This window comes from Cycloclasticus sp., from assembly GCA_040743155.1.
In the GTDB taxonomy this organism is placed as follows: domain Bacteria; phylum Pseudomonadota; class Gammaproteobacteria; order Methylococcales; family Cycloclasticaceae; genus Cycloclasticus.
The window spans coordinates 1303609-1328370 of sequence record JBFLJU010000001.1; the positions used below are offsets into that span (position 1 = coordinate 1303609).

Annotated in this window: 22 protein-coding genes; 3 read left to right on the plus strand and 19 right to left on the minus strand. The window is 42.2% G+C overall.

Translation table 11 applies throughout. From position 1 onward, the window contains the following. Positions 1 to 23 precede the first annotated feature (23 nt). From flhB to AB1Y31_06285, 9 genes are all read right to left on the minus strand, one after another. Complete coding sequence (flhB, locus tag AB1Y31_06245) at positions 24 to 1169, minus strand: flagellar biosynthesis protein FlhB (GenBank protein ID MEW4982765.1); 1146 nt, start codon at positions 1167 to 1169, stop codon at positions 24 to 26. A 1-nt stretch (position 1170) separates the two neighbouring features. Next, positions 1171 to 1926, minus strand: a complete 756-nt coding sequence (gene fliR, locus AB1Y31_06250; protein MEW4982766.1) for a flagellar biosynthetic protein FliR — start codon at positions 1924 to 1926, stop codon at positions 1171 to 1173. A 38-nt stretch (positions 1927 to 1964) separates the two neighbouring features. Further along, positions 1965 to 2234, minus strand: a complete 270-nt coding sequence (fliQ, locus tag AB1Y31_06255) for a flagellar biosynthesis protein FliQ (protein ID MEW4982767.1) — start codon at positions 2232 to 2234, stop codon at positions 1965 to 1967. A gap of 13 nt (positions 2235 to 2247) precedes the next feature. After that, a complete protein-coding gene (gene fliP / locus AB1Y31_06260) occupies positions 2248 to 2934 on the minus strand; it encodes a flagellar type III secretion system pore protein FliP (GenBank protein ID MEW4982768.1) in 687 nt (228 codons plus the stop codon). A 41-nt stretch (positions 2935 to 2975) separates the two neighbouring features. Beyond that, a complete protein-coding gene (gene fliO / locus AB1Y31_06265; protein MEW4982769.1) occupies positions 2976 to 3410 on the minus strand; it encodes a flagellar biosynthetic protein FliO in 435 nt (144 codons plus the stop codon). Beyond that, positions 3410 to 3841 carry a flagellar motor switch protein FliN gene (fliN, locus tag AB1Y31_06270; protein ID MEW4982770.1) on the minus strand — a complete coding sequence of 144 codons (432 nt, stop codon included), beginning with the start codon at positions 3839 to 3841 and terminating at the stop codon, positions 3410 to 3412. The genes fliO and fliN overlap by 1 nt, the downstream gene beginning before the upstream one ends. Before the next feature lie 2 nt (positions 3842 to 3843). Then, entirely contained in the window at positions 3844 to 4851 is a 1008-nt protein-coding gene (fliM, locus tag AB1Y31_06275) for a flagellar motor switch protein FliM (protein ID MEW4982771.1), read from the minus strand. After that, a complete protein-coding gene (locus tag AB1Y31_06280) occupies positions 4852 to 5415 on the minus strand; it encodes a flagellar basal body-associated FliL family protein (GenBank protein ID MEW4982772.1) in 564 nt (187 codons plus the stop codon). It lies immediately after the preceding gene. A gap of 236 nt (positions 5416 to 5651) precedes the next feature. Next, on the minus strand, positions 5652 to 6971 hold the full coding sequence (locus AB1Y31_06285) for a flagellar hook-length control protein FliK (protein ID MEW4982773.1): 1320 nt from the start codon (positions 6969 to 6971) through the stop codon (positions 5652 to 5654). A gap of 325 nt (positions 6972 to 7296) precedes the next feature. On the opposite strand from AB1Y31_06285, the gene AB1Y31_06290 reads away from it, so the two are divergent. The 3 genes from AB1Y31_06290 to AB1Y31_06300 all read left to right on the plus strand — a co-directional run bounded on the left by AB1Y31_06290 (position 7297) and on the right by AB1Y31_06300 (position 11986). Beyond that, positions 7297 to 8934 (plus strand): outer membrane protein transport protein, encoded by a 1638-nt coding sequence (locus AB1Y31_06290; protein ID MEW4982774.1) that lies wholly within the window; start codon positions 7297 to 7299, stop codon positions 8932 to 8934. Positions 8935 to 9145: 211 nt separating this feature from the next. Next, positions 9146 to 10960, plus strand: coding sequence for a hypothetical protein (locus tag AB1Y31_06295; protein ID MEW4982775.1), 1815 nt, complete (start codon positions 9146 to 9148; stop codon positions 10958 to 10960). A gap of 9 nt (positions 10961 to 10969) precedes the next feature. Further along, complete coding sequence (locus AB1Y31_06300; protein MEW4982776.1) at positions 10970 to 11986, plus strand: hypothetical protein; 1017 nt, start codon at positions 10970 to 10972, stop codon at positions 11984 to 11986. A 127-nt stretch (positions 11987 to 12113) separates the two neighbouring features. On the opposite strand, the gene icmF is transcribed toward AB1Y31_06300, so the two are convergent. From icmF to miaA, 10 genes are all read right to left on the minus strand, one after another. After that, positions 12114 to 15389 carry a fused isobutyryl-CoA mutase/GTPase IcmF gene (icmF, locus tag AB1Y31_06305; GenBank protein ID MEW4982777.1) on the minus strand — a complete coding sequence of 1092 codons (3276 nt, stop codon included), beginning with the start codon at positions 15387 to 15389 and terminating at the stop codon, positions 12114 to 12116. A 10-nt stretch (positions 15390 to 15399) separates the two neighbouring features. Then, positions 15400 to 17010, minus strand: coding sequence for an AMP-binding protein (locus AB1Y31_06310; GenBank protein ID MEW4982778.1), 1611 nt, complete (start codon positions 17008 to 17010; stop codon positions 15400 to 15402). A gap of 198 nt (positions 17011 to 17208) precedes the next feature. Next, positions 17209 to 18501 (minus strand): adenylosuccinate synthase, encoded by a 1293-nt coding sequence (locus AB1Y31_06315; protein ID MEW4982779.1) that lies wholly within the window; start codon positions 18499 to 18501, stop codon positions 17209 to 17211. A gap of 45 nt (positions 18502 to 18546) precedes the next feature. After that, on the minus strand, positions 18547 to 19719 hold the full coding sequence (locus AB1Y31_06320; GenBank protein ID MEW4982780.1) for an ATP phosphoribosyltransferase regulatory subunit: 1173 nt from the start codon (positions 19717 to 19719) through the stop codon (positions 18547 to 18549). A gap of 15 nt (positions 19720 to 19734) precedes the next feature. Further along, the gene (locus AB1Y31_06325; protein ID MEW4982781.1) at positions 19735 to 19923 is read right to left on the minus strand and encodes a DUF2065 domain-containing protein; all 189 of its coding nucleotides are present in this window, start codon (positions 19921 to 19923) and stop codon (positions 19735 to 19737) included. Between the two features lie 39 nt (positions 19924 to 19962). Beyond that, the gene (gene hflC, locus AB1Y31_06330) at positions 19963 to 20820 is read right to left on the minus strand and encodes a protease modulator HflC (GenBank protein MEW4982782.1); all 858 of its coding nucleotides are present in this window, start codon (positions 20818 to 20820) and stop codon (positions 19963 to 19965) included. Then, the gene (gene hflK, locus AB1Y31_06335; protein MEW4982783.1) at positions 20820 to 22025 is read right to left on the minus strand and encodes an FtsH protease activity modulator HflK; all 1206 of its coding nucleotides are present in this window, start codon (positions 22023 to 22025) and stop codon (positions 20820 to 20822) included. The genes hflC and hflK overlap by 1 nt, the downstream gene beginning before the upstream one ends. Before the next feature lie 92 nt (positions 22026 to 22117). After that, on the minus strand, positions 22118 to 23386 hold the full coding sequence (gene hflX, locus AB1Y31_06340) for a ribosome rescue GTPase HflX (protein MEW4982784.1): 1269 nt from the start codon (positions 23384 to 23386) through the stop codon (positions 22118 to 22120). A 44-nt stretch (positions 23387 to 23430) separates the two neighbouring features. Continuing rightward, positions 23431 to 23664 carry an RNA chaperone Hfq gene (gene hfq, locus AB1Y31_06345; protein MEW4982785.1) on the minus strand — a complete coding sequence of 78 codons (234 nt, stop codon included), beginning with the start codon at positions 23662 to 23664 and terminating at the stop codon, positions 23431 to 23433. A 161-nt stretch (positions 23665 to 23825) separates the two neighbouring features. Further along, positions 23826 to 24761, minus strand: a complete 936-nt coding sequence (gene miaA / locus AB1Y31_06350; GenBank protein ID MEW4982786.1) for a tRNA (adenosine(37)-N6)-dimethylallyltransferase MiaA — start codon at positions 24759 to 24761, stop codon at positions 23826 to 23828. Between the last annotated feature and the right edge of the window lies 1 nt (position 24762).

Below are 24762 nucleotides of genomic sequence, written 5' to 3' on the forward strand. Positions count from 1 at the left end.
GTAACATCTTTATCATTGATCGGTTAATGTGTTCTATCAGCATATTTTTTATACTCATCTGGAATAGAAATATCTTTTGGTGCTGCAGGTTTTTTCCAGCGTTTTTCTGTCGCAATGCGTAGCTGATAAACGTATGCCAATACTTGAGCAACTGCCAAATACAAGCCTTTTGGTACTTCTTGATCTATCTCTGTTGAGAAGAACAAAGCACGAGCAAGCGGCGGCGCGGAAACTAAAGTAATACCATTTCCAACGGCAATATTTCTAATTTGTGCGGCCATTAAATCTGCTCCTTTAGCGACAACAGTCGGCGCACCGTTACCACCATCTTCATATTTAAGCGCTACCGCGAAGTGTGTTGGGTTAGTCACAATGACATCGGCCTTAGGCACCGCTTCCATCATTCTTCCCTGAGACATTTCCTGTTGTAATTGACGTATTTTGCCTTTTACTTCAGGCCTGCCTTCGGTTTGCTTCATTTCATCTTTTACTTCTTGAAGCGTCATCTTCAATTTCTTCTTATATTCCCACAAACTAAACGGCACATCGATCGCCGCAACCAGCAATAAAGACGAGCATAAAATAACGAATGACATGGTCATAACATCACTCGCTCGAAGTAGCGCATCTTCTATTGGCAATTTACTGAGGGATATAAATTCAGGCAAATATATGTCCGCTAATAGCGCCATAATGCCCATCACTAAACCAAATTTAAGCAATGACTTAACCAGCTCAATCAAGCTTCGTACCGCAAACATTCGCTTCATGCCTTCAATCGGGTTCATTTTGCTAGCTTTGGGCGCGAATGCTTGGGCGCTAAAAGACCAACCACCCATCGCAATGGGCCCGACTAAGGCGGCAACAACCATAGCCGCCAAAAAAGGCGCAACAAACATCAGCGCTTCTTGCATGGCAAATTGCAAGCTTGCCACCGTTTCCAATGGGTCAAACATGCTGCTTCTATCTATTTTGAACGCACCTTCCATCACACGCCACATACCCTTTAGAATACGATCACCCGTCATCCAAATCATCATTGAACCCATCATCAAAACGACGACCGTATTGAGTTCCCTAGAGCGTGCGATATCCCCCTTTTTTCGGGCATCCTCCTCCCGCTTGGCGGTGGGTTCCTCGGTTTTTTCTTGATCGCTATCGTCTGCCACATCAGTGCCTTATACGCAGAAAATCGCCAATAACGCCGTAGCTTTCGGCAAGCAAATTTGTAAAATTACCTAACACCGATGGAATCGTCACCCACATTAAAAGCAAACCCAAGGTCAAGGTAATAGGAAAACCAACCGCAAAAATATTTAGCTGTGGCGCCGCTCTTGTCACCACACCAAATGCAATATTAATCATGAGTAATGACGCAATAGCAGGCATCGCCATTAAAAGGCCAGCAGAAAAAATCCTGCTCGACCACGCGATAATTGACCAAACATCTGAACGTTCCATGCCCATCGCGCCTATTGGAAGCGTATTAAAACTATCAATTAACATCTCTATTAAAACAAGGTGCCCACCCAAGGTTAGAAATAATAACGTGGACAATACCAAATAAAATTGACTAACAACTGGCACGCTCACACCCGTTGTAGGGTCAACCATAGAAGCAAAACCGAGACCCATGCTGTAAGCGATACCCTGCCCAGCGAATATAATCGCACTAAACACCAGCTGCAAAACAAAACCCATTGAGATACCGATTAAGGTTTGCTGTAAAGCAGTGATAATACCTTCGTGACTTAACACTTCAATGGCCCGGTGCTCGGGTAACAATGGAAGAGTAAAAAACGTAATAATCAAGGTCGCGCCGACAAGAAGTTTACTATCGACAAAGCGGCCGCTAAACACAGGGATCGCAATAAACATAGCGCTAATGCGCAGCAGCGGCCAGAAAAAGGTTGATGCCCACATCATGATTTGTTGTTCGCTGTAAACCATGCTAAATACGTGTTTTAACCAATCATGTCTGGAATACTAAGGTACGTTTGCCGCGTAAAACTAATAATTAAACGCAGCATCCAAGGACCAGCAATAGATAAAACAACCACTGTTATCAATAATTTAGGAACAAAACTTAGAGTTTGTTCATTAATTTGCGTCGCCGCTTGAAACATGGCGACCAGAAGGCCTATTGCTAACGCCGATAATAAAATCGGTGCCGATAGCATCACTGTTACTTGTAACGCATGCTCGCCTAAACTCATTACGCTGTCAGGTGTCATCTCTTCAACCTCCCTATGTAAAAAAGCTCGCCGCTAATGTTTCCATGATCAGCGCCCAACCATCGACTAAAACGAACAACATCAGCTTAAAGGGTAGTGAAATAATCAACGGCGATAGCATCATCATGCCCATCGACATTAAGACACTGGCCACCACCATATCGATAATCAGAAACGGTATAAAAATCATAAAGCCAATTTGAAAAGCCGTTTTCAACTCACTGGTCACAAACGCAGGCAATAACAATGACAACGGGATATCGGAAGCATCTTCTATCGGTTCGGCTCCAGAAATTCTAGCAAACATTTCCAAGTCATCATTTCTAGTTTGGCGCAACATAAAATCTCTGAATGGCTCCATGGCGTTGGTTATCGCAATATCCGCCGCAATTTCATCATTCAAATAAGGTTGCAAAGCATCCTCATTCGCTTTTTCTAATACCGGTGACATGATAAAAAACGTAAGGAATAGCGCGAGGCCCAATAAAATCTGGTTACTCGGTGTTTGCGGTGTACCCATAGCTTGTCGGAGAATTGAAAAAACGATAATTATTCGTGTGAACGATGTCATCATCACCAGTAAACTGGGTAGCACTGTCAGCAGCGTCATCACTGCTAAAATTTGCAAGGTCACCGAATAACTTTTACCGTCACCAGCGATAGTGATGGCTTCAATTCCATTAGCGGCAAAACCACTCATTGGCGTTAACGCCAGAAAAATGGCGCACAACTTTAATACCTTCATTTGACCACTCTGTTCTTCATTAAACCTTGCAAACTGTCTTGAAAAGAAGCTGAGGATGATTCTGTTTGCCCCACTTCGTCTTGAATCTCACCCGCTTCGAAGGTGTGCAAGTTCACCACTCGTCCCGGTGAAACGCCTAATAAAAGATGATGATTACCCGCTTTTATCAATACTGCTTTTTCACGATTGCCTAAAGAGATACCGGACAAGACTCTTAAATTTCCTTTAGGGCTTGTACCCAAGCTTGTAAATCGCTTTACCGACCATGCCACCAGCAAAATCATCAGTAGAACAAATATTAAACCGACGGTCCATTGCGTCAAATTAGCCATTGAAACGGGTTCGACACTCTTCGAGCCAACAATAGATGGCTCAGCCGACAGCGCAAGCTCTGACAAAACGATAAGTGCTGAGCAAAACATGTATCGCATTATTTTAATTTCCTAACTCGCTCTGCAGGACTAATAATGTCTGTTAAACGTAAGCCAAATTTATCATTCACAACAACCACCTCACCGCGAGCAATCAGCGTTTTATTGACTAAAACATCCATTGGCTCACCCGCTAATCGGTCTAATTCAATAACAGACCCTTGATTCAACTGTAGCAAGTTGCGAATACTGATTTTAGTACTACCCACCTCCATAGACACCGTTACTGGCACGTCTAAAATGACATCCAAATTTATTTCACTGTCTAAGCCCAGCTGCCCGCCCGTGTCTGAGATAGGATCAAAAGCAGCCGCTTCTGCATTAGCCTGTTCACTTAACGCATCACCCCAGCCATCCGCCGCTTCACCCGACGCTTGCTCCTCTAGCGCATCACCCCAATCAGCACCGTCGCTATTGTTTTCTTCACTCATCTTTATTCCTCTTCTTCAAACATATTTTGCACTTCTTCACGTTCCATTTTCTCTTGAAGCTTCACCGCAAAGCGATCATTACTCACCCCAAGTTTGCCTCTAAATAACGGCATTTCGCCCGACTCAATAATCACTTGTTCAGGCAGGTCAATCGGTAAAATATCGCCCTCTTTAAAGCTCAACACATCTTTAAGGGACATTTCTTTTTTTAATAGCACACTATGCAAGTCCACGTCCGCCGTTTTAATGTCGTTACGTAAGCTAGATTTCCAACGTACGTCGGTATCACCACGGTCACTTTGAATACCCGCGTCTAGCAATTCACGAATAGGCTCTAACATGGTGTACGGCAAACTAAACTGAATGTCGCCACCACCGCCTTCTAGTTCAAGATGGATCGTTGAAACCACCATCACTTCAGTTGGACTAACGATATTGGCAAACTGTGGGTTTACTTCCGAATTTATATATTCATATTCAAGCTTTAAAACGGGCTCCCAAGCCTTCATCAAATCTTTAAAAACAATATCCAACACAATTCGAACAACCCGCATTTCTGTTGCAGTGAATTCACGGCCTTCAACTTTATTATGAAATTTGCCTGAACCACCGAAATACGTATCCACAATCGTGAAAACCAAACTGGGATCAAAAACAAATAATGCTGACCCACGGAGTGGCTTAATTTTTACGATGTTTAAATTCGTTGGAACAAATAGACTATGAACATATTCAGAAAACTTCAGCATCTGAATGCCTGAAATCGAAATTTCCGTTGAACGCCTTAAAAAATTGAATAAACTAATACGGAAGTAACGGGCAAAACGTTCATTAACCATTTCAAGCGTCGGCATCCTGCCACGAATAATTCTATCCTGACTTTGAAAGTCATAATTAGACGCTTCGCCATCCGGTGCATCAACACCTGCTTCCGTTTCTACATCACCATCATCAACACCATGCAATAACGCATCAATCTCATCTTGCGATAGTAAATCCATATCAGACATTTATTGCATCACCAAGTCGGTAAAAAAAACTTCTAATACTTTCGACGAAACTTTTCTTTCTGCTAAAACCTTATTAATCTCAGCTTTGACGACAGCTTGTAACTGAGTCTTACCTTCTGCTGTTTTTAGCATTTCCGGATTTTGACTAGACAACAACATCAAAATATTATTTCGAATAACCGGATCATGCTTTTTAACGGCTGAAATCACTTTCTCATCTTTCACCATTAAACTCATTGCTACTTTAATCACCTTGATATTACCATCGGGAAAATTCACCATAAACGGAGGTGTCAACGCTTGATACAGCGTTTCCGCAGCATCACCAGATTCTTCCGCTTCAGCACCCTCTTCTGCACTATCGCTTCCTTCGGGTAAGGTTCCTTCAGAACTAGAAGACTCGGCCGTCACCGGTGCCTTTTCTTCTTCGAAAAACCCGGTGAAGTACAAACCAGCACCGGCAAGAATGGCCAGTAGCACAACTCCACCAGCGACCATAATGATTAGTTTCTTTTTAGAACTGCCCGCTTCCTCAACAGATTCTTCTTGTTCTTCTTCAGCCATAATATTCTCTATATGTGTATTAAGAATATTATTAGCAATTGCTATGCCATTAAATAACCCTATTTATTACAATAAGTTAAAAGATGAATTCAACACAATGTCAAATTCAAGTCATAAATATAGTGAGCCAACTCTAATATTCGTCAAAATTTAGTCATGCATTACATGCAAAGAAGCCCGAAGTGCATTCAACGCACCTCGGGCCACTCAAATAAGTATTTCCGTGGGCTTAACTGTCAGGCAAAATCGCTAAATAACCCGTTATATTGCCTTTGTTGTGTATTTTCTTGCTGATCGAAAACCGACTCTTCCAATTCTCCATCTAGGTTAGATACATGACCCTTACCATCTTGACTATTGGACGCTTGTTGGTCACGTTGCTCAGCAAAAGAATGCTGGGAAACATCAATATCAACAACATTTACATTTTGCTCGCTTAGCATTTCACGCAAACGAGGTAAAGCAGCATCAATAGCTTCCCTTGTTGCACCATGTTGCGCTGTAAAAGAAACTACTGCTTGATCATTTTGCATTTGAATCCTAACTTCAACAGGCCCCATGTGCTGCGGGTTTAATCGAATCTGCGCCCCACTCATCGATTGATTAACAACCCACTGTACCCGTTGACTAAAGTTTTCACCCCAGCGAGAGCTATTCATAGGCGTATCCAATTGAATGGTTGGTCTGTCGACGGCTGCCTGCTGCCTCGCTTCTATTGTCATTACTGCCGGATTAGCTTGTAAGCTTTCAGTAGTTATTTTTGTAACACCTATATCCTTCGCCAGACTGGATACCGAGTTGGCTTCTTGTAACGGCTTTTGAATACGATCAAGAAGCACGTCACGCACATCAGCATTATTAGACTCATCTGTTGGCAAAGCTACGCTTGATGAGTTAAAAAAATCGGCCGCGTTATTCTTCCCATTAAACTTAACTTTTTCATTCGGCAAGTGACCGACAGTAGATGCAGCCATTTGAGCCGATTTCTCATTTGCTTGACCAAGAGGATCAAATATTATCTTTTTATCTTGCACATCTAAATTAACAACGCTCCCATCAGTTAGCAATATTTCCGTCTCATCAGCGAGCAGCCGCTCTTCGTCACTTGCTGATAGAGCTCCAGCATTTATACCTGCCGCCTGTGGCAATTCATTGCCGCTTATGCTGTCATCGGCAAAACCGATACCAAGATGACGCTTCTCCGAAATAATACCAATAGCAGTCGATAGACCAGGTGCCTGTTCAAGAACAGAGCCTTCTTCAATCAATGCATCCAAACCTTTAGGCATCCCAAACTGAGTTGCGATTGTTTCCTTTGGCACGTCATTTTCACCCCGTGATGTGTTGGTTTTTGATACCGCCTCATCTTCGGCTACAACCCCTACCCTATTAAGCTTTGTAGGAGGTGCCGCATGCCTCTCCTTTTGTTCTCCTTTAATACGGTCTACATTTTCCCCAAGGTGTTCAGAAAAACCACGACCTGCCAGTTCTTTGGAATCGCTTCCAACTAAATCAACACCGGAGCCACTGGCCTTACCTACAGGTAAATTAAACATGACTGGCACTTCCATAAGTTATCCCCATCTTTCATAAAATATTTATAAAAAGATAAAGCAAATGATATGCCATATATAAAATATATAAACTCAATGTACAACTCAATAAAAACATCTCAATTATTCAAAACAAAAACACAACAAATAAGAACATTGAAATCCTAAATTTAAACTTAAAATTCAATTAGTTAACGTTAGATATTATCTTCACAATTAAGCGTGTTGCTTTTTTGGTAATAATCCATTAAAGTCCTCCTACTAATAAGAAGATTAGTTGCTTTAAAGATATTAAGACTATCTAAAATAAAATAGGGGAAATTAACCAATGAGAGTATTTCAAAAAACACCTTTAGCGCTCGGCGTTGCAGCAGGCATGGTCATGCTAGTAGCATCAACTGGCGCGCAGGCGATCAGTACAGGTACTGATCTTAACTTATCCGCACACGCAGCCGCAGGCGGCATGGCAGGTGCAGCTTACACACGCCCACAAGAAGTTTCAGCAGCTGTTGCCGGTAACCCAGCAACACTAACTCAATTCCCTGGCGTAAACTTTAACTTTGGTGCTGCGTTAATTAGCATCACGGACGTACAAACAAACACTGACACAACATTAGATGTTGGCGGCGGCGGAGAAAGTGCACAAACTGTCTTGGCTTTCCACAATGAATCTCATTCAGATGCCGACAATTATATTGTTCCAACGTTAGGCGTATCACTGCAAGTTTCTCCAAAACTCTTTTTAGGTCTTGGTCTTGAAGCAGATGCGGGCTTAGGTTCAGACTTTCGTGATGACGCACTTCAATTATATGCGGGTTCTGTAGAAGATGCTGTCAACGGTTTTGGTTTAACTGGTGATGCTTTGGGGTTATTAGACGGGCCAGTTGCCGCACCGTTACTGGTTGAAGTTATTTCTTTCAACGCAAACTTAGCAGCTGCTTATAAAGTAACTGATCAACTCTCAGTTGGTGGCGCACTTACTATTGGTTTTGGCCTTGCACAACTTGGCACAGCAGGTCCAACGACAGGGTTTGATACAGTAAGTGACTTAGTTGTTGACGGTCTTGCTGGAGCTCCTGCAAATGATGGTAATGTTGATTCGGGTGTTCTAAGCAATTGGGGCGGTTCTACATCATCAGTTCATGATATTGGCTTTGGGTGGACATTGGGCTCCACATACATCGTTGCTGACGGCATAACAACCAGCTTAACGGTCAAAAGCCCTCTTGAATATAAGTTCAAAAACATTATATATGCTGACCCGGCAACAACAGGTGGCGACATGGTACCCGGTAACGCAGTTGACGGTTGGCAGCATCTCGATATTGAACAGCCACTTGAAATCATTGCTGGTGTAGCTCTTGAAGACGTGATTGCTCAAGGTTTATTGGTTGAATTAGACGTTGTTTGGAAAAACTGGGGCGATGCTGATGCTTATGAAGATGCCTATGAAGATCAGTTCTTAGTGAATTTAGGCGCCCAGTACACCACTGGTAACTGGCAACTCAGAGCCGGTTATAGCTGGGCTGAAGACATCTTAAAAAGCACTCCTAATAGCACATTAGGACAGTTAACCGGACTAGGTAATTTACCTCTTGGCGAAGGAGCTGCTGCACTAGATGAATTAACAGGTGCCGGCATAGTAGAACCTTTAGCAACTGACTTCGTTGAAATTGTTCAAATGAGCCTGTTACCTGTCATTTGGGAACACACATTTACCGCGGGTGTTGGTTATAACTTTACCGATGCTGTGCGTGTAGATGCTTTTGTTGCCTATGCTCTAGGTGAAAAAGAATCGCGTGACCTCGAAACTGCTGCGCTTGCTTTAGACGTGGGCTTAGGCTTAATTGATGCAGATAACGGCAATTCAGGCGCCTTTGTATCGAATGGTACTACTTCAAGTATTACCGCAGATATTGATACAGAAATCATGTTTGGCATAGGTATCAATGTAGCACTACCATAATCCTTGGTCAGCGCTAAATAAGAATCGAACCCCGCTTAAAGCGGGGTTTTTTATTATGGGTAACCGTACGGCGTCTAATAATTACTTCAAGCTGGCAATGTATATCATCTACAACGAACTGGTTAGCGCATATACTTAATGACGGTGCTAAACAACCCAACATTCACTACCAGTTATTTTTAGGAAAAAACAAAAACATACTTACTTTACGATGCCTCAACAAAAAACCATTCCTGTCTTTATCGATCTCTCATCGTTCCCAACGACTTTAATAAATCTTGATACAATTGATAAGTGGCTATCAACTGTTTTTGAATTAAACATTTCGAACTCTTTTCTCAGCAATCAAACATCATTAAGTAAAAAAAATAGCTCGCTCTACGCTCTAGCCTACAGAGTTCAACAGTTATCGAATGTTTTCTTACAACTTACTAATATTCCCGCATTTTACTCAAGTGATAAAATTCAAATCATCAAAAATAGGGACCAACCAGCCAGCTCAAGCATCTCTATACCGATTGCTTTCATCGAGAAAACTGACCTAAAAGCCTATGAAGTAGCTGCTTTATCAGCCTTTGAAATCATTTACTGGATGAATTCAAACAAGTTAAACACCAGTAATATTCAGCTTTTATATAAAATTGTTGAACAAAAAATTAACAAACCTCTTGAACCCTTTTTCACTGGTTGGAAATCCACTCTTCCCATTCTTAGAGCAGCATATGAAGAAAATGTACCCTTTATTCACTTTGGTTCTGGTGCTTACCAATTAGGCTGGGGTTATAAGGCACGATTGATTTCTAATTCTGCTAATGAGCATGATTCAGCATTAGGCGCTCACATGGTACAAAATAAAATAAAAGCCGTTTCCACCCTTAAAATGGCAGGGCTTCCTACGACACAACAATCTGCTGTTAACTCAGAAAAATCCGCGTATTCTGCTGCGAGCAAGTTTGACTGGCCTGTTGTCGTAAAACCTTCATCTCGTGACCGAGGCGAAGGGGTAACAACTGGTATTAATGATAAAGAAAAGTTATTAAGCGCCTATAAGAAAGCTCTCAAACTTTCCCCCCACGAGCCTGTTCTAGTTGAAAAAATGTTAGAGGGTACGTGTCACCGCCTATTTATTTCTAATTACTCTTTTCTATATTGTGCCAGACGTTGGCCTAGATCAGTTAAGGGTGATGGACGCCGTACGGTAGCCCAGTTAATTTCTGATTTTAATTCCGAAGAGAATGCTAAAGCCCCCTGGTTAAGATCTACACCTTACCCTAGTGATTCTCTCGCCAAAAAGGTAATGCATAACAATGGCTATTCTTTACAGTCCATTCCTAGTACCGGAGAACTTGTACATTTAAGACCTTTTCAGTCAGACGAATGGGGAGGCTCTGCTGATGATGTATCGACAAGCGTTCATCCCGACAACATTGCGATTGCAATAAAGGCAGCGAGGTTATTTGGCCTTTATAATTGCGGTGTCGATATAATTAGTTCGGACATTAGCCAACCATGGCATGTAAATAATGCGGCCATACTAGAAGTAAACTACACTCCTTCCTTAGGCGATTCGCCTGTATCAAAACATTATGTAAAACCCTATATAAAGGGACTAGTTGATGGTAACGGAAGAATTCCAATACACATTTTTATGGGTAAAAAGACAGCTCTTGGAAAGGCACAAAAAAAACATAAGGAACTTTTAGGGAGTGACGTTAAGTGCTATTTAACTACACATGATACGACGCTAGGCTCTTTAGAAAATGAAATAAAAATGCCTGTTAACGGGCTCGCAAAGCGTAGTTTTTCTCTGCTACTAGACCGCCAAGTGGAAGCTCTTTTAGTTGTCGTTCAAACCGATGAATGCTTATTTGAAAGCCTCCCTTTCGATCAAGTTGATAGCTTTACAAAAGCTGATGAGCAGTTGTCTTCATGGACAAATTCAAACGCTATTTTACCCTCTCAAGCAGGCAATGCTGTTAGTGGACTACTTGAGCAACTCGTTATGAGCCAACCTTACAATACATAAATTTTAAACATGCTATCAAATACAAATACACCCCCTAATATTCTAGATCCTTTAGTAGATATATTTAAATTAAGCGGTGAACCCTTTGAGTACTTAAGCGAATCTGATGTCCACTTAGCTCTTACTCAAAACCCTACCGAGTATTATCAATTTGTAAAACAACGCGTAACAAATTTAGCCATTCAAAAATCTAAATTCATAATGCCACCAAAGACTTTATTTCCTGACAAGGATACTGATGGTGACTTTCGGATCATGCCCTGTATTATCGAAGAAAATGACGAGGTAATGAAGACTGTTAAACTAGTTGGCACAAATGTTATCCAACAATCTGTACCTAACCAAATTACTGTAGGTAAAGCATGCGTCCTACACCCCACCGAGAACTATATTACGCATATTGTTGAAGCGTGCCTTTTATCATCCGCAAGAACCGCCATTTGCGCCATGCTAGGCGTTGAATTGTTATCTGCTCGTGATGCTAGCAAGCTTACAATTATAGGTGCTGGTCGCGTTGGTTATTATTGTGCTTATTACGCATCTGCATTGTCTTGGTTTAACGAAATCATTATTCATGACACAGACAGCTCACGTGCGCAAAGCTGTGTGAAGACATTACAATCACTCTTCCCAAAAATAAAATATATAACATCTAAAAGGCAAGATTTAATCGATACTGACGTACTCATCTTATCTACTACCAGTACCGCTCCACTTTATGCAACACATGATTTTAAGGCAGACTTAATCATCAGTGTAGGTGCTGACATTGATACACAAAGAGAATTGGATAATAGTTGGGCTAAAGCGGCATCTGTATTTGTTGATAGCTACGATAGTGCACGTTACGGAGATATTAAAGTTTGGCTAGACAATAATTTAATCACCTCAACCTGCTTAACAGATCTATTTAGTTTGCTACGTAGTGAAGTCTCAATCACTTATAACAAACCACGCATTTTTGTATCTACGGGCACTGCTTTTTTTGATAACCTTTCACTTTCATATATCTTAAGAAAGGTCTAGTCAGCACCTTATTTATGTAGACCAAAAAATACTAAACCTCCCAGCCGCATCACTTATTCAAGATAACACCTACACATTAAAAAGCCCCGATAATCCGAGGCTTTTTTATGTTTATGAAAGTAGTTTTCTACATATTCCGCCTATACTGCCCCCCGACTTCGAAGAAGGTATCGGTAATTTGACCCAGCGAACAATAACGCCCCGCTTCCATCAGCACCTCAAAGACATTCTCGTTTGCTTGAACCGCTTGTCTTAAGTCCTTAATAGCTTGCTCAGACTTTTCTTTGTTTTCACCGTGTACGGCATTTAAACGACTCAATTGACTTTGCTTTTCTTCCTCAGTTGAACGAGCAAGTTCAATGGTTGTTTCCGCGCCGTCTTCATTTGGATTTTTAAACGTGTTCACACCAATAATAGGTAATTCACCGGTATGTTTTAGCATTTCATAATTCATTGATTCATCTTGAATTTTGCCACGCTGGTAACCCGTCTCCATTGCACCCAACACACCGCCACGTTCGGAGATGCGTTCAAATTCACGAAGTACAGCTTCTTCAACTAGGTCAGTTAATTCATCAACGATGAACGAGCCTTGCAATGAATTTTCATTCTTTGCTAAACCATATTCTTTATTAATGATCAGCTGAATCGCCATGGCACGACGCACAGACTCTTCGGTCGGTGTGGTAATCGCCTCGTCGTATGCATTCGTGTGCAGACTGTTGCAATTGTCGTTTATCGCAATAAGGGCCTGCAAGGTGGTTCTAATATCATTAAAGTCCATCTCTTGCGCATGTAGCGAACGACCGGATGTTTGAATATGATACTTAAGTTTTTGCGAACGATCACTCGCGCCATATTTAAAGCGCATAGCCACGGCCCAAATACGACGAGCCACACGGCCCATCACAGTATATTCTGGGTCCATACCATTCGAGAAAAAGAACGATAAACTTGCTGCAAATTCATCAATTTCCATGCCACGTGACAAATAGGTTTCTACATAAGTAAAACCATTTGACAAGGTAAAGGCTAATTGTGAAATTGGGTTCGCACCCGCTTCAGCAATATGGTAGCCAGAGATTGAAACAGAATAGAAGTTACGCACTTTTTTCTGAACGAAATACTGCTGAATATCACCCATCATTTTCAGGCTGAATTCAGTCGAAAAAATGCAAGTGTTCTGACCTTGGTCTTCTTTTAAAATATCCGCCTGTACCGTCCCGCGCACATTGGCTAGTGCCCAATCTTTAATTTCATTACGTTCTACTTCAGACGGATAATGGCCATTTTCTGCTTCGAACTTAACGCATTGCTGATCAATAGCGGTATTTAAGAAGAAGGATAATAGCGTTGGTGCTGGGCCGTTAATGGTTAACGAAACGGAGGTACTGGGTGCACATAAATCGAAGCCATCAAACAACACTTTCATGTCGTCTAAGGTCGCAATAGAAACGCCAGAGTTACCAACTTTACCGTAGATATCTGGGCGCAAACCAGGGTCGTTTCCGTAAAGCGTCACCGAGTCAAAGGCTGTAGACAACCGTGTCGCTTCTGCATTTTCGGACAACAACTTGAATCGTCGGTTGGTTCTGAACGGGTCACCTTCACCAGCGAACATACGTGCAGGATCTTCACCTTCACGCTTAAAACCAAACACACCCGCCGTATACGGGAAGCTGCCGGGAACATTTTCTTTCAATAAGAAGCGCAGTTGTTCACCATCATCTTCAAAAACCGGTGTCGATACCTTAGGAATGCGTGTACCCGCCAGCGAGTAACTTGCAATATTGGTGGTAAATTCCTTACCACGAATATTACTAATATAAGTGTCTTTTTTATACGCCGTTTTAATCTCTTCCCACACTTCAAGAAGTCGCTTACAACGCGGATCCAGCGCATCCTCACGTTTGGCTATTTGCTTGCTAAACGCACCTTCAACCACCACATCGTCGCCCAGCATACGCTGTGCTTCTTTAAGTTGCTGACGTTCTCTTGCAACAGTGACTTGTTGCCGAATTGTTTTATGATAATCGCGTACCGTTTCGGCAATTTCCGCCAAATAGCGCTGGCGTTCCGCGGCAATAATTGAGGTGGTGGTGGTAGAACGCTTCGACTCAACTGGCGCAAAGAAATCTCCTTCCCAGACATTCAATTCTTTGCTTTCAAAGGTTTTTAACAGTCCTTGGTACAGAGCTGTTACGCCATCGTCGTTAAATTTTGATGCAATCGTGCCGTATATCGGCAGGTCTTCCATCGGAGTTGTAAATAATTCGTAGTTGCGCTGGTATTGCTTTCTTACATCACGGAATGCATCTTCACTGCCTTTGCGGTCAAACTTGTTAATAACAACCAAATCGGCAAAGTCCAACATGTCAATTTTTTCAAGCTGACTGGCGGCACCAAATTCAGGTGTCATCACGTACATAGACGTATTTACATACGGCACAATACCTGCATCGCCCTGACCAATACCCGGTGTTTCTACGATGATCAAATCAAAGCCTGCGACTTTACACGCATTGATGATATTCGGTAATGCTTCTGGCACTTCGCCTTGCGTGTTACGCGTTGCGATAGAACGGAAATAAATATTAGGCTGATTAATGGCATTCATGCGAATACGATCACCCAATAAGGCACCCCCTGTTTTACGCTTAGTGGGGTCAATCGCGATAATGGCAATTTTTAAATCTTCAAGCTCTAAGCTAAAACGCCTCACCAATTCATCGGTTAATGACGATTTACCTGCTCCCCCTGTACCGGTAATACCGAGCACCGGTGTTTTGGCAAAATCAGCGGCACTCGTTGAGAGCGCTTCGAGTTGTTTATCAGATATCGTTTGCTCGTCCAAACCAGTGATTAGACGGGATAGTTCTCGGTATTCATTCGCCGTTAAATTATCAAAATTACTTGGAATATCAGTGCTTGCTAAGTCGTAATCTGATGTTTCGATCATTTCATTGATGATGCCTTGCAACTGCATGCTCTGACCATCGTGTGGTGAGAAAATATGCGACACGCCGTAGGCGTGCAACTCTGCAATTTCCTCTGGCACAATAACGCCACCACCGCCGCCAAAGATTTTAATGTGCGAGGCACCTTTCTCTTTTAACAGGTCGATCATGTATTTGAAATATTCAACATGACCGCCTTGATATGAACTGATCGCAATGCCGTGCGCATCTTCTTGAATAGCGGCATTAACCACTTCTTGTACTGACCGGTTGTGCCCTAGGTGAATAACCTCTGCACCGGTGGATTGTAAAATACGGCGCATAATATTAATGGCCGCATCATGACCATCGAATAAACTTGCTGCGGTAACAAAGCGAACATGATTTTTGGCTTTATATCTCGGTATTTTGGTTGGGTCAATTACTGCTTCTTGTGCTGCTGACATACACTTACTCCTAACAATTTTGTCTTAATTCGATACGTCTGATTTTGCCCGAAATGGTTTTTGGCAACGATTCAACGTACTCGATTTCACGCGGGTATTTATATGGAGCGGTATGTTGCTTCATAAAGGTTTGAATTTCTTTGGTCAACTCGGCACTGCCCTCATAACCTTCCGCCAAGATGATGAACGCTTTAACGATTTCACCACGTGCATCATCTGGTTTACCTATAGCAGCTGATTCCAAAACAGCAGGGTGTTCGAGTAAAGAGCTTTCCACCTCAAACGGACTAATTCTATAACCCGATGACGTGATAATGTCGTCTGAGCGACCAACGAACCAGAAATAGCCGTCTTCATCCACCGTGCCATTATCACCTGTGTGGTACCAGCCGTTTGTAAAGCACTTAGCGGTCGCCGCTTCATCTTCCCAATAACCCGGGAACATACCGGGTTGCAAAGGATCAGTGATTTCAATAGCTATACTGCCCACGCTATTCGCAGCACAAATGTTACCGTCTTCATCCACAATCTGAACGTTCACACCCGGCACCGGTTTACCCATTGAACCAGGCTTTACTGCCATGCAAGGATAGTTTGCGACGATATTAATGGTTTCTGTTTGTCCGTAGCCATCATAAATATTAGCACCAGTTGCCTCGTGCCAAATTTTAATGACCTCAGGGTTTAAGGGTTCACCTGCACCAATCGCATGGCGAATAGAACTTAAATTATATTTTGATAAGTCCATTTGTGCGAATGAGCGGTACACCGTTGGAGGCGCACAAAACGTGGTGACGCCCAGCTTTTCGATTAAATTCAAATGTAACTCAGCGTCAAAGCCGCTACCGTCAAACAACACCATCGCCGAACCCATTTGCCAAGGTGAGTACAACATACCCCAGGCTGCTTTTGCCCAACCCGTATCGGATAATGTCCAATGGATATCATCCTCTTTTTGATCCATCCAATACTTACCGGTGATCGTGTGCGCAAGCGCATAGGCATTATCACGCGGCACCATTTTTGGCATACCGGTTGTGCCCGACGTAAAGTAGATCATCATTAAATCAGAAGATTTACTTGGCGCTAACTGGCTTTTATCCAGCGCCGTACTCGAATGCTTTGTTAATTGATCGAAGGTATTCCACCCTTCACGCTCATCACCAATAACGATTAATGTTTTAAGGCTTGGGCAGTTATTCTTAATGGCGTCAACTTTGTCGGCATTATTCGCCGTTACAATCGCCATTGAGGCTTTAGAACGATTAATGCGATACTCAATGTCTTTAGGCGTTAATAGGTTTGTGCCTGGCATCGTCACAACACCCAACTTACAACAACCCACCATCACTGAGTACCATTCGCCTATTCTAGGAATCATCACAAAGGCTAAGTCACCTTTTTTAGCGCCTAAATCAAGCAGCCCATTGGCAAACTGATTAGAGACATCTCGTAAATCACTGAATTGGTAATGTGTAATCGTTTCACCGCTACCGTCTACTTCTATATAAGCCAGTTTATCCGCTTCATCAGCGCGCTTATCAATCACATCAAAACCAAAGTTATAAAACTCAGGTATTTCTAATTTAAATGATGATTTAATCTCATCATAATTTTCCATATTAAACACGTACCCTCCTCATATCTATTTTTTATTATTCATATAGCTTAACATTTTCTAATTTAGAGTCAAAAAACCAAAAAAGGAAAAAGAATTTCCTCTTCTAACAATTAATTTTACAATCAATAACTTAACAGCATAAAAAAAGCCCCTATAAAAAATTCATAGGGGCTTCTTTAAAATATTGACCGTATTAGACTATTGAAACGGGTTATTTAAAACAATGGTTTCAGTCCTTTCTGGCCCAGTAGAAATGATATCAATTGGCACTCCTATTAGTTCTTCAAGTCGCTTGATATACGCTAGTGCTTCGGTAGGAAAATTATCTAATGACTTACGTCCTTCTGTTTTCCCTTTCCACCCCGGCATAGTTTCAAAGATGGGCTCGCATCGCGCGTAATTTTCAGCACCAATGGGTGGCACATCAATCACCTCACCATTTAACTTATAGCTCGTACAAATTTTAACCTCTTCAAGCCCATCCATTACATCAAGCTTGGTTAAACAGATACCTGTTAAACTATTTAAACGAGCTGAACGACGAAGAGATACCGCGTCAAACCAGCCACAACGCCTTTCACGCCCTGTGGTTGCGCCAAATTCATGTCCTTTTTTACCTAAGTATTCACCCACTTCATCATCAAGCTCGGTAGGAAATGGTCCGCTACCAACACGGGTGGTATACGCTTTGGTTATACCCAAAATATAATCCATATCACACGGCCCCATGCCACTACCACTGGCTGAGCTGCCTGCCGTTGTATTAGAGGATGTCACGTAAGGGTAGGTTCCGTGATCAATATCTAATAGTGCACCTTGCGCACCTTCAAATAAGATATTTTTATCATCTCGACTATAGTTATGTAGCTCATCGGCAACGTCAATCAGCATTGGCTTAATCACCTCTGCCTGAGCCATCACTTCGTCGTACATCGTTTGAAAGTCATAAGTCTCTGCGTTGAAGTAGTTTTCCAATACAAAGTTATGGTATTTCAGTAATTCTTTTAATTTTTCAGCAAAAACGTCCGGCGTTAATAAGTCGCCTGCTCGTACACCACGCCGCGCTACTTTATCTTCATACGCAGGCCCAATGCCTCGCCCTGTTGTGCCAATGGCTTTATTTCCTCGCGCGTTTTCGCGCGCTAAATCTAACCCTATATGTACAGGTAATATGAGAGGGCAAGCTTCACTAATTTTTAAACGACCATCTAGATTAACACCCGCCTTTTTCAATACGTCCATTTCTGTCAGTAATGCTTCAGGCGAAAGCACCACACCATTACCAATCAAGCACTGTACGTTCTCTCTTAAAATACCCGATGGAATCAAATGCAATACGGTTTTTTTATTACCTATTACTAGCGTGTGCCCTGCATTATGACCACCTTGAAAGCGCACCACTGCCGCTACATCATCGGTTAATAAATCAACCAATTTACCTTTGCCCTCGTCACCCCATTGGGTGCCAATTACGACAACATTTTTTCCCATTTTATATCTCTATTAATTATTTAATTGAACTGCAAGCCGGTAGTGCTATTCACTAACTTGCCATTGACCATTTGCATTTGTAATGACTAACCTGTGTTCAGGCTGTTGTTGATTATCTGGAAGCTCTTGTATCACTATTTTACCAGATGCTCTCAAGCCTCGGATAACATCGTGCAAATCCGCATCATCCACATCAGGCGCCAAAATAATGTCATTAATACTGACTTCATCCGACGTGCTTAAGCGTGATAGAACTTTAATATCAGCACTAAAGCCTGTAGCCGGCAATGAATCATCTAGCTGTTCGGTCAAATTATCATATCGACCGCCACGCGCTACTTCCGAACCGAATCCTGGCACAAACGCCGCAAACACAATACCCGTTTGGTATTGGTAACAACGTAATTCCCCAAGGTCAAAATAGAATGGTAACGCGGGATAAATCCGTTGCAGCAATTCAGCAACTTCTTGAAGTTCTTCGATGGCGCTAATAACATCGTCACCACCGATAGATAAACTAGATTTAGCGTCTTCCAATACCGACACATCGCCATTAAGGTATAGCAGTTGATAAAAAGCTTTGTGCCACTCCGCGTCTAATGAATACGTGTTAAGTAGCTCCTCTAATTCATCGCTAGCTTTACGCTGTAATACTTCAAGTAATTCAGCTTCTTGCGCCGATGTAAGACCCGCCTTATTTGCAAGCCCTCTAAAAATAGCCACGTGCCCTAAATCCAAATGGACTTCTTGTAGCCCCGCTGTTGCCAATGTTTCAAGCATTAAGCGTATGATTTCCACGTCGCTTTTAATATGTTGACTGCCGTACAGTTCAACACCTACTTGTATCGGGCTACGTGATTTTTCGATTTTAGCGCCACGGGCTTGTAGCACCGAGCCTAAATAGCAAAGCCTTGTTGGCGCGCCTTTATGAATATGATGTGAAGCCATACGAGCCACCTGTGGCGTCATATCTGCTCTAATACCGAGTGCTTTGCCGCTAATTTGATCTGTTAAATTAAAGGTTTGAAGCGCTAATTCACTGCCAGTACCTGTCAGTAATGTATCGCGAAACTCAACCATCGGCGGAATAACATACTGATAGCCCCATGATTGAAATAAATTTAACAATTCACGGCGCATCGTTTCCAAACGCGCAGCATCAGCCGGAAGTAATGCATCTATCCCTTCAGGCAATATCCAATTATTTTTTTTTACCATTGACTTGCTTAAACCTTAACGTACTAACGTTAATAAGATAACGCCCGCAATCATGCTGACGAGACCCGATACACGAACTGTTTGATCATCCATTTCCATCAAACGTTGATAGGTCTTACGTAAAGAGTTGGGGCTCATAAAAGGAATAATTCCCTCTAAAATCAATACCAAAGCCACTGCTGCAAATAATTCTTGCCACGCCATACGCGAACACCATCACCAATAAATGTCTGAAATTAAATATTAATGCTGCTTAAAATATTTAAAGAAGTCAGATGTAGGCTCAAGAACAATCAAATCATCGCCAGAGCCCATACTTTTCCGATACGCATCTAAACTACGGTAAAAAGCAAAGAATTCTTTGTTTTGATTGTAGGCATTTGCATAGGTTTTAGCCGCCTCTGCATCACCTTTACCTCGTAATTCTTGTGATGTTTTATAAGCTGTCGCTAGAATAATCTCGCCTTGCTTATCGGCATTAGCTTTAATCTTTTCAGCTGCTTCTTTACCTCTTGATCTAAAGTCACGCGCCACTCGTTCACGCTCTGACTCCATCCGTTTATAAACAGATGCACTGACTTCATCGGGCAAATCAATACGTTTAATACGGACGTCGATAATATCAATACCCAAACCTTTACCCAGTAAATTAATATCCTCAACCAAACCTAAACGAATTTTATCCCTGCCAACCGAAATCAATTCTTTAATCGTTTGCTTACTAAAGGCTGCTCTCATGCCTTCCTTAACAAATTGATTTAGTCGTGTATCGACTTGTCGTGGATCACCGCCAACGGCACGATAGAAGTTATCTACATTAGAAATCTTCCATTTAACAAACGTATCGACAATCACGTTTTTCTTTTCAGATGTTAAAAAGCGTTCGGGTCTAGAGTCCAATGTTTGTAGACGTCCGTCATATTTTCTAACATTGTTAATGAACGGCATTTTAAAGTGTAAGCCAGGCTCAAGGTCTGTACGTACAATTTCACCCAACCTAAACACAATAGCCTTTTCACGTTGATCAACGGTAAAGATGCTAGCAGAGCCTATAAAAAGAATGGCTATTAAAACAACCAATATCAGTGGATTAATTTTCATTATCTGCCCCTCCCTCTATCTCTATAACTGGTATCTCGTCCTGTGTTAACAGGCGTGCTCTTTTCTGCTGGCGTAATAAAACGGTTTGAACTTGCCGCTGTTTTAGCCGATGAAGATTCCATTAGTTTATCAATGGGTAGATACATAAGATTATTACCACCCTTAACATCCATAATAACTTTCTTAGAATTACCTAATACGTCTTCCATGGTTTCTAAGTACAGCCGTTTACGAGTAACTTCTGGCGCCAACTCATATTGCACCAGTAATTGTGTGAAACGAGACGCGTCACCGGATGCTTCTGCTATAACACGTTGCTCATAAGCTTCTGCTTCTTGCACAATTCTTGACGCTGCGCCACGAGCCTTTGGTATTATTTCATTTGAATACGCTTGAGATTCGTTAATAAAACGCTGTTCATCTTCACGCGCTCTAATAGCATCGGAAAAGGCACCTTGAACCTCTTCCGGTGGCTGTGCTTCGACTAAGTTAACCGTTGATATAATCAAGCCAGTATTATAGGCATCTAACATTTCCTGAAGCGCTGTTTCAACCTTTGCAACGACTTCACTTCGACCCTCTGTCAAAACGAAATCCATTTTGTTTTTACCAATAACGGCCCGCAAGGCACTTTCAGCAGATTGTTTCAAGGTGACTTCTGGTGCTCTTACATTGAAGATGTAATCCTGTGCGCTTTTTACTTTGTATTGCACAGCTAAGCGAACATCGATGATGTTTTCATCTTCCGTCAACATCAGCGCTTCTTTTCTAACGCCACTAGCAGCTTGTTGGTTTGCACCTGAACGGTAGCCAATTTCAATAAATCGCTGTTGATCAACATTGATAATGATGGCGCTATCGATTGGGCGAGGGAAACGCCAGTGTGGTCCCGGCAACGTTGTTTCCAAGTATTGACCAAAACGTAACACAACACCTCTGTTGCCTTCATCAACAATATAAATGCCGGATGCCAGCCATATTACAGCCGCCAAGCCAATTAACATTCCTACGCTGGCGCCTGATGGACCGCCCGATGTTTTTTTGTTGGCAGTACCTTTTGAACCACCGCCACCAAATAGACCACCAAACTTTTCTTGCAAAGAGCGCACTAGCTCATCTAGGTCTGGGGGAGTTTGTTGTTCTTTTTTTCGCCCACTCCACGGGTCCTTCTTATTCTTATCGTTATCCGATTCATCCCAAGACATAGTTAAAACCTCAATATTTAGATTATTTTGTTACAGCAGCTAATTCTAGGGTGCTATGCCATGCTAGGCAAGAATTAAAGCATTAATTCGAGCTAAAACGACTGAACCTCATCAAGCAAATATTTATATTTATTCGGTATATTTAGATCCATCACCCAACAGCCATCGTCCGTGTTTTCTTCTTTGATCACCTGCGCCACTTCAAATAATTTGGCACGCAATCTAGCGTCTTTTGGTCTTAGAATAACGCTCGTCCGTGTATTTTCATCATGACAATGAATGGACAGGCTTTCCAACAAAAGATCCACCCCACTATTCATCATCGCAGACAGCCATATCGCCGTCACCTTACCCGTACTATCTTTATCAACATGCGAATCGACACTAGAAAGGCGATCAATTTTATTATAAACCATCAGTTGCGGAATCTTATCAGCGCCAATTTCCTTTAAAACCGCGTTGACTTCGTGTATCTGCTCTTGACGATTTGGACTACTGGCATCAACCACATGTAACAACAAATCCGCCTCTATCGTCTCTTGCAAGGTTGAACGAAAAGCCGCAACTAGCTCATGCGGCAAGTCTTGAATAAAACCAACTGTATCGGCAAGCACTAATTCACCATAATCTGGCAACTTAACTTGTCGAAGGGTCGGGTCTAATGTTGCAAAAAGCTGATCAGCGGCATAAATAGATGCTCCTGTCAGCGCATTAAACAGTGTGGACTTCCCGGCATTGGTATAACCAACAAGAGACACCGTTGGCACATCCGCACGTTGTCTGCCACGTCGTCCTTGGTCACGCTGTTTATTCACTTTTGCTAAACGAGTCTTAATTTGACGAATACGGTGGCCGATTAAACGGCGATCTGTTTCCAGCTGAGTTTCGCCAGGGCCGCGCAAACCAATACCACCTTTTTGCCTCTCTAAGTGAGTCCAACCTCTGATTAATCGCGTTGATAAGTGTTGTAGTTGCGCCAACTCTACTTGTAATTTACCTTCAAATGATTGCGCACGTTGGGCAAAAATATCAAGAATCAGGTTCGTACGGTCTAATACACGCACCTCCAATTCTTTTTCTAAATTTCGTTGCTGGCTGGGGCTCAATTTATGATTAAACAAAACAACATCTGCACAATGTTCATGCAACAAGTGTTTCACCTCTTCCAACTTACCTTTGCCGACAAAAAACCTTGAATCCGGGACACGTCGAGAACCAGTGACCGTCACCACTGGCTCAACATTAGCCGAGGTCACCAATTGAATAAATTCGCTCAGGTCATCTTCTGAGTAACTTTCATTAATAGATAAATGAACAACAAGAGCCTTTTCACCCGTTTCAGGGCGATCAAACAACTCCATTAGTTAAACCGACCCAAGATCGCTAATTCAAACAAATTTACAGCCTACCCTTCCTCGTCGTTGCGAGCCATGTTGACTGCTCTTGCAGGCACAACGGTTGAAATAGCGTGCTTATAAACCATTTGATTAATTGCGTTTTTCAAAATCACAACGTATTGATCAAAAGAGTCAATTTGACCCTGTAATTTAATGCCATTCACCAAAAAAATGGCGACAGGAATGTGTTCTTTTCTTAATGTATTTAGAAATGTATCCTGTAAATTATGTCCTTTAGACATTGTTTTGCTCCTAATTTTTATTTTTACTCTGACAAAGTCACTTTAATAACCGCTTCTTCCATCTTACGGCGTAACGAATTTTAGCTCAGACAGCATTATAACCGCTAAACCAATCGCCTATGTTGTTATATAAGTGGTGGCAATATTACGGCATTTCAAGCCTATTTATTATTATTTTTAACATCACTCAAAACTTGCCCTAAGGCAGATTTCTCACCCATCTCAAAAAAAGTCGTATCGCTTTGTTGACGCAGCCAAGTAAATTGCCTTTTTGCCAATTGTCGAGTCGCTATAATCGCCCTTTCTCGGAACATGGCCTCATCGTACTCCCCTTCTAAAAAGGACCACGCTTGACGATACCCTACCGCCCTGATTGCTGGCATTGTCGCATCCAAATCAGCTCTCCGAAAGAGTGTTCGAACCTCATCCAAGAATCCGTGAGCCAACATCTGATCCATTCTTAAAACGATTCTTTCGTGCAGCTTAGCGCGATCGGTTGGTGCGATAGCAAATTTAATCGCATCAAACGGCCGCGGTTCTGCCGCCTGCTCTCGCAACCAATCCGTCTGGCTTTTCCCTGAAACCAAATAGACTTCAAGTGCTCTTTGGGTTCTTTGGGTATCATTTTGATGGATACGATTCGCAGCAGCAGGATCAACTTCTTTTAAGTGATTATGCACGGCAGCCCAACCTTCTATTGCCGCCTGCTCATTTATAGTCTGGCGAATCTGTGCATTTGCATCCGGCAGTTTCGCCATACCATTGAGCAACACATGAAAATACAACATTGTGCCGCCAACCAACACAGGAACTTTCCCTCTGGCAGAAATTTCATTTATTAATGCTAGCGCTTGGTCGCGAAATTGACCGGCAGAAAATGACTCCGAAGGATCCAATATATCAATCAAATGATGTTTAATACCTTGTCGCTCTTGCTCGTCAGGCTTCGCCGTACCAATGTCCATACCCCGATAAACCAACGCAGAATCCACACTAATAATTTCACCATTCAGTGCTTTGGCTATTTCGACACCCAAGGCTGTTTTGCCTGACGCGGTTGGCCCCATCAACATAATAACGCGTGGTAAGACAGTCATC